The organism is Actinomyces stomatis (assembly GCF_031292835.1).
Lineage (GTDB): Bacteria > Actinomycetota > Actinomycetes > Actinomycetales > Actinomycetaceae > Actinomyces > Actinomyces stomatis.
Map to the genome: position 1 here is coordinate 22,999 of NZ_JASPEP010000030.1, position 10,544 is coordinate 33,542.

9 protein-coding genes are annotated in these 10,544 nt (G+C 68.2%); 5 read left to right on the forward strand and 4 right to left on the reverse strand.

Going from position 1 to position 10,544, the window contains the following annotated elements:
* Window positions 1–57 precede the first annotated feature (57 nt).
* Both gnpA and RIV12_RS11965 read right to left on the reverse strand, forming a co-directional pair.
* Window positions 58–2,268, reverse strand: coding sequence for a 1,3-beta-galactosyl-N-acetylhexosamine phosphorylase (gnpA, locus tag RIV12_RS11960; protein WP_309324149.1), 2,211 nt, complete (start codon window positions 2,266–2,268; stop codon window positions 58–60).
* A gap of 97 nt (window positions 2,269–2,365) precedes the next feature.
* Window positions 2,366–3,577, reverse strand: coding sequence for an ROK family transcriptional regulator (locus RIV12_RS11965; protein ID WP_309324151.1), 1,212 nt, complete (start codon window positions 3,575–3,577; stop codon window positions 2,366–2,368).
* A gap of 720 nt (window positions 3,578–4,297) precedes the next feature.
* Between RIV12_RS11965 and RIV12_RS11970 the strand changes: the two genes are divergently transcribed.
* The 3 genes from RIV12_RS11970 to RIV12_RS11980 all read left to right on the forward strand — a co-directional run bounded on the left by RIV12_RS11970 (window position 4,298) and on the right by RIV12_RS11980 (window position 7,338).
* Window positions 4,298–5,518, forward strand: coding sequence for a quaternary amine ABC transporter ATP-binding protein (locus RIV12_RS11970; RefSeq protein WP_309324153.1), 1,221 nt, complete (start codon window positions 4,298–4,300; stop codon window positions 5,516–5,518).
* Window positions 5,518–6,396, forward strand: a complete 879-nt coding sequence (locus tag RIV12_RS11975; protein ID WP_075378509.1) for an ABC transporter permease — start codon at window positions 5,518–5,520, stop codon at window positions 6,394–6,396. The genes RIV12_RS11970 and RIV12_RS11975 overlap by 1 nt, the downstream gene beginning before the upstream one ends.
* A gap of 66 nt (window positions 6,397–6,462) precedes the next feature.
* A complete protein-coding gene (locus RIV12_RS11980) occupies window positions 6,463–7,338 on the forward strand; it encodes a glycine betaine ABC transporter substrate-binding protein (RefSeq protein WP_309324155.1) in 876 nt (291 codons plus the stop codon).
* Between the two features lie 304 nt (window positions 7,339–7,642).
* Here RIV12_RS11980 and RIV12_RS11985 read toward each other — a convergent pair whose 3' ends face one another.
* Both RIV12_RS11985 and RIV12_RS11990 read right to left on the reverse strand, forming a co-directional pair.
* A complete protein-coding gene (locus tag RIV12_RS11985) occupies window positions 7,643–7,798 on the reverse strand; it encodes a hypothetical protein (protein ID WP_309324157.1) in 156 nt (51 codons plus the stop codon).
* Window positions 7,799–8,054: 256 nt separating this feature from the next.
* Window positions 8,055–8,570 (reverse strand): hypothetical protein, encoded by a 516-nt coding sequence (locus RIV12_RS11990; protein WP_256695541.1) that lies wholly within the window; start codon window positions 8,568–8,570, stop codon window positions 8,055–8,057.
* Window positions 8,571–8,828: 258 nt separating this feature from the next.
* Here RIV12_RS11990 and RIV12_RS11995 point away from each other — a divergent pair, with 258 nt between their 5' ends.
* Window positions 8,829–9,956, forward strand: coding sequence for an o-succinylbenzoate synthase (locus tag RIV12_RS11995; protein ID WP_075418266.1), 1,128 nt, complete (start codon window positions 8,829–8,831; stop codon window positions 9,954–9,956).
* Between the two features lie 134 nt (window positions 9,957–10,090).
* On the forward strand, window positions 10,091–10,544 hold a 454-nt coding region (locus RIV12_RS12000; protein WP_309324161.1), incomplete at its 3' end, for a thiamine pyrophosphate-binding protein.

Sequence of the window (10,544 nt, forward strand, 5' to 3'; positions counted from 1 at the left end):
CTGTCGGCGTTGTCGGTGCGCGCCCGTGTGAGGATCGTGGACATGGAAAGGGGGTGCTCACTGCGAGGCAGCGGTGAGCCACTGGTGTCCTCCTTCCTCCAGACGGACCGTCCGGGGGCCCTGGGGCGTCGGCACCGTCGTGGTGACGGGCTCCAGGGAGTTGTTGATGGCGAGGGTGGTGCGGCCATCGGGGTAGGCGGCCACCTCCACCCTGGGGTCGAGGGCCGCCCAGGCGGAGAACTCCTCCTGGCGGCCCGCGGCCCAGAAGATGGCCCGGTGCAGCAGCCGGGAGTTCTGGGCGCTGTAGGGCAGTCCCGTGGCGTACACCGCCCTGCCCCTGCCCAGCTCGTGGACAGCGAGGCGGACCTGGCCGTCCGCGGCGTCGAGCACCTGGGTGCCGGGGCTGGTGACGACGATGTCGGGAGTGCCCTCGCCGTCGTCAAGGCCGCCGGTCAGGTCCCGGGTGATGAAGTGCTCCTGCACCTCGGGAGGACGACGGCGCGTGCTCAGTCCCCAGCCGATCTCCCGGTCGACGCCCAGGACGTCGGCGAGTTGGAAGGTGACCCCGTGGGCGGGGTGGGCGCTGGGAGCCCCCACCCCGATGAGGCCGCCGCCGGCGGCGACGAAGGAGCTGACCGCGGCCACCAGCTCCGCATCCGCCCACTGCTCGCCCCCGGAGAAGGCGGTGCCCTCGGCGCCTGCGCAGATGAGGACCTTCACGTCCGGGTTCAGGCCGGCGCGCACGTCGTCGAAGGACAGGAACTCCACGTCCACCGGCAGACCCGACAGCGCCTCGAGAACCCCCAGGTAGGTGTAGGTCTGGCGGTACCACAGCGCGTGCGCGACCATATGCGTCATCCAGGAACGCAGGCGACCCCACGAGTTGACGACCGCGACCTTGAAGCCGGGAGTCAGCGGCCGCAGTCCCGCGGAACGCTCGTGGATGGCGCGGAACTCCGCGACAATCTGCTCGATGCGGTCGATGAAGTCGGGGTGCTCGACGGCCAGGGACAGGTAGCCGCCGTAGCCGATCCGGTCCAGGGGGGAGCGCACGATGGCGCGCCGGGCCTCCAACCAGCTGCGGTTCGCCTCCCTGACGGGGTCACCTCCCGGGTGGAAGACATCGGGGAAGAAGTACGGCAGGAACCGGCCCTCGGTGTACCGGACGTGCGGGATGTCGGCGATCATCCGGCAGGTCGCCCCCGATCCGACCGAGCCGACGACGGCGTCGAGGCCGGTGGTGGCGAAGTGCTCGCCGTAGGGCTCAGTGCCGATCCAGTTGTCACCCAGGAACATCATCGCCTCCTTGCCCTGGGCGTGGACGGCGTCGGTCAGCTCCCGCACCCGGGAGCAGACGAAGCGCTGCTGGAAGTCGATCCAGTCGCGGAAGGCGCGGGTGGGAACCCGGAAGGGGGAGTTGTAGTAGCCGGCGTCGACGAAGTCCTCGGCGGTCAGGCGGTAGCCGTACTCCTCCTCGAAGGCCTCCAGGGCAGGGACGCTCACAGAGGCGGAGTAGCCGAACCAGTCGACGTAGCGCTCGGTGGCGTCGGCGCCGTAGACGAGGGTGAAGTGGTAGAAGAAGGTGGTGAAGCGGACCACGTCCACCTCGGGGTGCTCAGTGAGCCAGGCGCTCAGGTGGGAGCGCACGTGGGACCACGTGGCCTTGTGACGCACGTCGAAGGGCTTCTCCTTGACGCGCGTGGGGTCATCGTCCCAGCCGTTGGTGAGGTAGTTGTACATCTGGGTGGGGTCCCAGGTCTGGATCGCCAGGAAGCTGACGGTGTAGACGTGCCCGGCGAGAGCCTCGTGCACGATGACCGTGCGCCCGTCGGCCTCGATGCTCCACGCCGCAGCGGGCAGCTCCTGTCCGGTGGTGCGGTCGTGGGCCTGCCACCAGCGCGAGACGTCGCAGCCGGTGTCGGGGCGGATCTGGTCGGCGAACCAGGAGGCCAGAAGGTCGATGCTCACGGCGCCGTCGGCGGTGGCGGTGACCCGGTCGGACATGAGGAAGATCCGGGTGGCCTCCTGCGGATGGGCGTCGGCCCAGGTGTTGTCGCCGCGTCCCACGAAGTAGGTGGAGTAGACCTTGGCGGCCAGTTCCGAGACGATGCCGGGCAGTTCGGTGCCGTCGGAGTTCCGCACGGCGTCGGCGCCCAGGCGAGCGATGAGGCGGCGGATCTCCTCATCCATGCCGGTCTGGATCGGCAGGGTGAGGCGTCCTCCCACCTGGGAGGGGAGCGGTGAGGCGGGCTGGGTCTGGAGAGCCATCAGCACTCCTTCGGGCTGAATAGTCTGAACTCCGAACAAAATACAGCATGCGCTGTCCGCCTGCTACTGGCGAGATGGTCGATATATCGGGCGGCGCCTAGGAGCCGGGCCCGCGATCCACCAGTGAGGGGTTGTCGAGCACGGATTCCAGTGCCACCAGAGCCGCCCCTTGTGACGAGGCCCACTGACCCAGGTGGGAGGTCTCCAGTCTCACAGTGGCGCGCTGGTCCAGCAGCCGGGCCTTCAGGGCGGCGGCGGTGGGGTCGAGGAACACGTCGGCGAAGGCGGCCAGGTATCCCGACAGCACGATCACCTGAGGGTTGAGGACGTCCTCCAGGATCGCCAGGGCGCGTGCGAGCGCCTGCTGGGAGAGCTCCAGCCTCCGGGCGAGCCCGGTGTCCCCTGCGTCGAAGCGCTGACGCAGGATCTCGATGCGCGCGTTCAGGGAGGTGGTCTCGTCGCGCACCTCGTCACCTGGCGGGTACGCCGCCGTCAGGGCCTGCAGGCCGGAGCGGGTCTCCCAGCAGCCGCGCCGCCCGCACCGGCACGTCAGGCCCTCGGGCTCCACGGGCATATGGCCGACCTCGCCGGTCAGGCCCAGCCAGCCGCGCAGGAGGTGGCCGTCGGAGATGATGCCGGCGCCGATCCCCTCGCCTCCCGACAGGTAGAGCAGGTTGCGCACCCCGGTCTGCGCGTAGCGCTCATAGGTGGCCAGTGCGGCGAGCTTGGCGTCGTTCTCCAGCGTGATGGTGGGGACGCTCTTTGTGGGGCCCATGCGGTGGGCGACTGCGTCGCGGACCCGGTCCGCCACGGCGATGTCGTGCCACTCCAGGGTGGAGGAGTAGCGCACGGTGTTGTTGGCGTAGTCGATGATCCCGGGCTGGGCCAGGACGATTCCCGGAACCGTCGTCCCCTGCCGTGTCAGCTGGTCCAGGGCCTGGGACAGCATGGCCGCTACGTGCTCGATCATTCTGTCGGGATGGTGCCCGGCGTCGCCGACGAGCTCCGAACGGCGCAGGACGACCTCTCCGGTCAGGTCCGCAATGGACAGGAGCAGCGAGGCTCCACTGATCTCCAGACCTATTCCGGCCGCTGCGCGTGGAGCCGTGCGCAGGCCTGTGCTCGGTCTGCCGACGTTGCCGGACAGGTCCGGCTCCTCCTCGATGAGCAGTCCTCGGGAGCACAGCTCGGCCACCAGCGTCGACACTGTTGCCTTGGACAGCCCCGTCTCACGGGCCAGTCGCGTGCGCGACAGTGCGGGACTCGTCTGAAGGTGGCGCAGGATGAGCGACATGTTCGAGATGCGCACGTCGGCGTGGGCCTTGGGTCCGTGTGTGCCCGGACCTCCGAGGGGCCCCCAGGGGGCTGGGCCATCCGCCGGGATCCATCCTGCAGCCGGCACGGCAGCCTCCTCCCGCATCGGTACTCTGGTGGCCCTCTGGGCCGTGGTCGCGTCTCTCAAGCCTAGTGATGCGGGCCGCTCTCCGGGGCCGCACGGGGCGGGCGGTCCGTGGTGTCGGTGGTACTCCCGTCTCCGTCCTCCGGCGGCACGTCAGTGCGGGGGAGGCGGTCCACGAGCCGCCTGCTATCCCGGCTCCGAGCACAACCCAGACAATAATGTGATGTTATTCACTTCAAATGAGTTCACGGAGGTCCGGTTGCAGATGTGCGAGTTATTGGTTATGTGACGTTCCTGTGATGTTGATGAGGGTGGTTCATGTGAGCCCTCGTTATCCGTAGTCTTTCCAACCGTTTCTAGGGTTTCGGACGGTGAGGATCGCTTCGGCGGGTGCGATGATCCTCGTCCTGTTCTCAAGCCGTGTCCTCAACCACGCCCATATGTGTGTCAAGGCCCAAAGACCCGTGAATCCGCGGGTTCTGGGGCGCCTCTCAATTGACCGTTTGACTGCATCGCATCACCATAAAACGGGGCTCGCGGCCGTCTTAAGGCCCCGGAAGCGGCTTTCACAACTTCGTCTTCCGGGCCGTGTAGCGGGTTAGGCCCAGGAGCGAGATCGTGAGGAGTGCTGTGAAAGTCATTGAAGCCAGTCATGTCTACAAGGTCTTCGGGCGGCGACCGTCCGACGGCGTCAAGAAGCTCAAGGCCGGAAGGACGCGGGACGAGCTGAGGAAGTCGGGGCAGACGGCCGCCGTCATCGATACCTCCTTCGACGTCGATAAGGGCGAGATCTTCGTTGTCATGGGTCTGTCGGGCTCCGGCAAGTCCACGCTCATCCGTATGGTCAATGGCCTGCTGCCCATGACCGCGGGCAGCATGACTCTCTACGGGGACGACCTGGCCGACATCTCCAAGTCGAAGCTGCGCGACCTGCGCCGCAAGCGTGTGTCCATGGTCTTCCAGAACTTCGCCCTCCTGCCGCACCGCACGGTGGGTGAGAATGTCGCCTACGGCCTGGAGATCCAGGGAGTGGGGCGCTCCGAGCGCGAGCGCCGGGCCGAGGAGTCCCTTTCCATGGTGGGCCTGGAGGGTTGGGGCGGCTACAAACCCGGCGAGCTCTCCGGAGGGATGCGCCAGCGCGTGGGCCTGGCCCGGGCGCTGGCCGCCGAGACCGACATCCTGCTCATGGACGAGGCCTTCTCCGCACTCGACCCGCTGATCCGTCGCGAGATGCAGGACCAGCTCATCGACCTGCAGGGCAAGCTCGGCAAGACGATCCTGTTCATCACCCACGACCTCAACGAGGCCATGCGGCTGGGGGACCGGATCGCGATGATGCGCGACGGGCGCGTCGAGCAGGTCGGCACGGCCGAGGAGATCCTGCGCGATCCCGCCTCCGACTACGTATCGCGGTTCGTGGCAGACGTCGACCGCACCCGGGTCCTGACGGCGGGCTCGATCGCGGAGCCGCCCTACGCGATCCTGGGCTCGGACCGCAGCCCGCGCGCTGCCCACAAGCTCCTGCGGGAGAACCAGCCCCCGTGGCTGCTGGTGCAGAACCGGGACCGCACTCCCTTCGGATACGTCTGGGAGGACGACGTCGCCCGTGCGGTCAAGGAGGGCTCCGACATCCTGCCGCTGTCCACGGTCCACGAGATGCCGGTCGTGTCGCACACGACCCCTGTCAACGAGCTGTTCTCCTACGCCGCGCAGCACGCCGCCCCCATCGTCGTCGTCGACGACGACGGACGGGTCTCCGGCGTCATCCCGCGCGTCACGCTGCTGGCGGCCATCAGTGAGCAGGCCGTTGAGGCCAGTGAGACCAACGAGTCCGAAGGAGCCGACGCCTGATGATTCCCTCACAGACCCCTCTTCCCAAGATCCCTCTGGGCTCCTGGGTCGAGACCCTTATCAACTGGATCCAGACGCATCTGCACGGCTTCTTGGGTCTGATCTCCCAGAGTGGGACCTCGGTCAATGACGCCCTCGTCGACGTCCTGCTGGCCATCCCACCGCTCGTCATGGTGGTGGTCTTCGTCCTGATCGCCTGGCTGGCGAAGTCCTGGAGGCTGGCCGTGGGGACCGCCGTCACCTTCCTGCTCATTATCTCGATGGGCCAGTGGACCAACGCGATGGAGACTCTGGTCCTCGTCACCCTGGCCACGGTCACCGCCCTCATCTTCGCCATCCCCTTGGGGATCTGGGCCGCCCGGAACAAGTACGTCAGCGCGCTCGTCCGCCCGGTCCTTGACCTCATGCAGACCATGCCGGCCTTCGTCTACCTCATTCCCTCGGTGCTGTTCTTCTCCATCGGTGTGGTTCCCGGCATGTTCGCCACGCTCATCTTCGCGATGCCCCCCGGTGTGCGCATGACCGAGCTGGGCATCAAGCAGGTGGATAAGGAGACCGTTGAGGCGGGGCGTTCCTTCGGAGCGACCGACTGGCAGATCCTGCGGGGCATTCAGCTGCCCCTGGCCGTTCCCACGATCATGGCGGGTGTCAACCAGGTCATCATGCTGGCGCTGTCGATGGCCGTCATCGCGGGCATGGTTGGTGCCGACGGCCTCGGGAAGGAGGTCGTCAAGGCGCTCGCGACGATCGATATCGCCAAGGGCACCGAGGCGGGTCTGTCCATCGTGTTCCTGGCGATCTTCCTGGACCGGGTGACCGCGGCCCTCGGGGCACCGCGGGAGGAGGGCTCGCTGCTCTCGTTCCTCAAGAAGCGGTGACCCATGACTCGACGACGCTTTTCCGCTCCGCCCTCGCAGGCGGCAGGCGCACACCGAAGGAATGCTATGCAGGCCTCCCGTCGTACCTTCACCATGGCTCTCGCCTCCCTCATGGCAGGGGGTGCGCTCGCCGCCTGCGGCCGGGGCTCGGGTGGCGGTAAGACACTCCGACTCGGCTTCATCCCCTCCTGGAGTGACGGTCTGTCCATGACGCATCTGGTCAAGACCCAGCTCGAGAAGGCCGGGTACCGGATCAAGCTGACCGACCTGAGTGAGGCGGGGCCCCTCTACGCCGGGCTCAGCCAGGGGGCGGTCGACATCTATCCGTCGGCCTGGCCGGACGTCACTCACAAGGAGTACATGGACAAGTACCGCAAGTACATCGAGGACCTGGGGACCTACTACGACGCCGCCAAGCTGACCTGGGCGGTTCCCTCCTACTCCTCAATGAAATCGATCGAGGACATCAAGCCCCACGCCTCGCAGATCGGCAACAAGATCATCGGTATCGAGCCGGGCGCCGGCCTGACCAAGGTGTCGCAGGAGGACGTGATCCCCGCCTACGGTCTGGGGGACATGAAGTTCCTGACCTCCTCCACCACCGGGATGCTGGCCGAGCTCAAGAAGGCGGTCGACGCCAAGAACGAGATCGTGGTCACCCTGTGGCACCCCTTCTGGGCGAACACCACCTATGACATGCGGGACCTGGAGGATCCCAAGGGTGCACTCGGCAAGGGGGAGGGGCTTCACTTCCTGGGGCGAGAGGGATTTGCGCAGGAGTACCCCGAGATCGCGAAGTGGCTCGGCTCCATCAAGATGGATGAGCCCACCTACGGCAGCCTCGAGGACCTTGTCGTCAACACCTACGGCGAGGGGAAAGAGGACGAGGCCGCCATCGCCTGGTCCAAGGAGCACCCGCAGTACGACTTCAAGAAGTCCTGACGTCGGGTGCTGCCCCCGCCCTCGAGAGCCTGCGAAAGGCGGGGCCGGGGAGGGCGGCTGCAGGGCTTGGGCGAAACACTCCGAGCGGCGCGGGTGAGAAGACCCCTCGGCGGGGACGTTCTGCGCGGCCGGGTGCGTCCCGCCCCGGGCGGGGGCATTCGACGCCGTCGGGGACAGGCAACCGGTCCCTGCACGCGCAGAACGTCCCCGGTCGGAGGAAAGAGCACCCGCACGCGAGAAATGTCCCCGGTCGGGGCCGGCTCCACCACGACTCGCAGGCCGGGCACAGTGACCGCGGGGTATCTCAGTCCTCCATGCGGTTGCCGTCCTCGTCGAGGTAGGAGCCCTCGTCATCGATGGGGCGGAAGGTCATCCGGCCGTCGGCGAGCTCCTCGGCGAAGTGCTCCCGGGTCGTCAGCCGGGTCTGGCGGCCGCGTTCCTTCATCTCCTCGTAGGACATCGGTGTCTTCCACGGCTGATCCAGCGTGCAAGAGATGAGCAGGCAGGTCGCCCAGGTGAGAAGAGTCAGGTGAGTGGAGGGGGCGCGGTGCGAAGATCAAGGCCGCCAGTTCCGGTCTGATGCGCGGGTGACGTCGCGAGCGCTCATATGCCCTTCCCCTGATGCTCCCAGCTCACGGATGACGCCTTCTCACCCTAACAAGGCTGCGATCGTCGCCGCAGTTGACCTCCATCGAGGTGGCTCGGCGCCGTGGGGCCTACAGCGCCGCGTGCGCCAGTGCGATGCGGCGGAGCTCGGGGAGGTGCTTGCGGGCGTCGCGGAAGTCAGCGGTGACGTACTCCGGTGGGATCGGTTGGGGCTGGTGGATGCGCTCCTGAAGGGCGTCGTATCCGAGGGAGGTGTCCCACGGCCTCTCAATGAGGGCGACGAAGGCCATGAACGGCAGCCACGTGAGAACCGTCAGCGCCGTCGTCGCCGCCGGGGCGAGGAGCCGCGCAGCCAAGAATCCCGCAACCGCGGGGCAGGTGGCGGCGATGAACGTCAGCAGCAGGCCGTGAGGGTCCCTCGAGCGCCAGGCCCGCATGATGAGCCGATGGGCCGAGGCGTCGATCAGCTCTCGAATCGTCACCGCCACCAGGGAGAACAGGCACGCCCTGCCGAATCCCAGCCCGGCGCGGGTCAGTGAGGACCAGACCAGCACGATGATCGTCAGACCGAACGCGCTGGGCAGTCCGAGAACGAGGCGGCCCACGACCATCGCGGATACGGGCATGACGGGCCTCCAGTGATGATGCCCTGTATCGCCCCGCCCCATGCTGCCCTGGTTCATGACGTCCCTTCGATCTGATCACGAATTCAACCGCGCACGTCATTCTACAAAAGCCCGTGGACGGTGGCTGCGCCCACGGCTGCGGACGGCTCCGGCACAGGGGCGAGCAAGCGAGGCCGGCTGAGGTCGTCGGACAGCGTTCTGCGGAGCTCGGCGGACGTTTGCCGAGGTGGGTCCCGCCACCCTTGTCCCGGTTTTGTCATGTTGATTGAAGATCGTGCGTATTCTGTGCCCGTGAGTCCGGACCATCAGCATGCCAGCGGCGAGATCGACATCGCCTCTCTTCATGCTCAGGACTCCACCGGCCTGCTGGATCGCATCGACCGCGCCATCGTCTGGGACATCCCCCTGACGACGCCGTTTCGCGGCATCACCCGTCGCGACGGCGTCCTGCTCCACGGCCCCGGCGGGTGGGGCGAGGTCGCGCCGTTCTGGGATTACGGTTCGGAGGCCAGTGCTCCCTGGCTCGCCTCCGGGCTGTCCCAGGCCCTGGGCAACTCCTTCCTTCCCCGCTACCGCGAGACCATCTCCGTCAACGTGACTGTTCCCGAGGTCGGCGCCGAGGATGCTGTCGAGCTGGTGCGAGCCTCCGGCGCCAGGACCGCCAAGGTCAAGGTCAGCGGCAGCAGCGACAAGCGCTCGGCGGACCTGGAGCGGCTCGAAGCGGTCCGCTCGGCCCTCGGGCGTTCAGGGAAGGTGCGCATCGACGTCAACGGCGCCTGGGACCTGGACACCGCCCGCGAGAACCTGACCCTCATGGACCGGGCCGCCGGAGGGCTGGAGTACGCCGAACAGCCCTGTGCCACCGTCTACGACCTGGCCGACCTGCGCCGCGCCGTCGACGTGCCCATCGCCGCGGACGAGTCGATCCGGCTGTCGGCCAACCCCCTGGAGATCGTCCACCGGCGCGCCGCCGACGTCGCCATTCTCAAGGTGGCCCCGCTGGGCGGAGTGCACCGAGCCCTGGACATGGCCGAGCGCCTCGGGCTGCCCGCGGTCGTCTCCTCCGCTTTGGACACCTCCGTGGGCATCATGACCGGTGCCACCCTCGCCTTCAGCCTGCCGTCCCTCAGCCACGCCTGCGGCCTGGGGACCGTGCGCCTGCTGACCCAGGACGTCGCCGAGCCCAGCGTTCTTCCCAGCAACGGGACCCTGCGTCTCGACGCCGCCGCCCCCGTCTCCGAGCGCCTCCTGAACGAGGTCAAGGCGGGGCCCTACCTCACCAGGCACTGGCAGACGCGCTTGCTGCACCTGGCCGGTGCCCTTCACGCCCGCCGCCAGCGCGAGGCCCGCGACCCGAGCCGGGCCGTGGCCGGACTGCCGCTGTAACCCCTGCGCGAACCGTGCGGTGGGCTCACCGCACTGTCCGTACTGTGACCAATCGCAGCGCGGCGCAGACGGCACGCTCTCGTATCCTCGCCCCTGTGACCGACTCTCCGGAGCACCCGCAGCTCCCGCCCGCCATGGCCGACGCTCGCAGTCTCGTGGCGGCCCTCCTGGCCGAGGGCGTGCGCGAGGTCGTCCTGTGCCCGGGATCGCGCAGCGCCCCGCTGGCGGACGCCCTGGCGGACGCCGCCGACGCCGGGCGCGTACGTCTGCGCGTCGTCCTGGACGAGCGCAGCGCCGGCTTCATCGCCCTGGGGGCCGCCCGCGCCCACGCCCTGAGCGGGCGCAGCCGCTGCGCCGCCGTCGTGACCACCTCGGGGACGGCCGTCTCCAACCTCCACCCGGCCGTCAGCGAGGCCGACGCCGCCGGCATCCCCCTGCTCGTCATCAGCGCCGACCGGCCCCACGAGCTGGTCGGCACCGGCGCCAGCCAGACCACCGAGCAGACCGGGCTCTTCGCACCGGCCCTGCGCCTGGGCGTCGACCTGCCCGCCGACTTGACCGCCGACCTCGGGGGCTGCGCAGCCAACG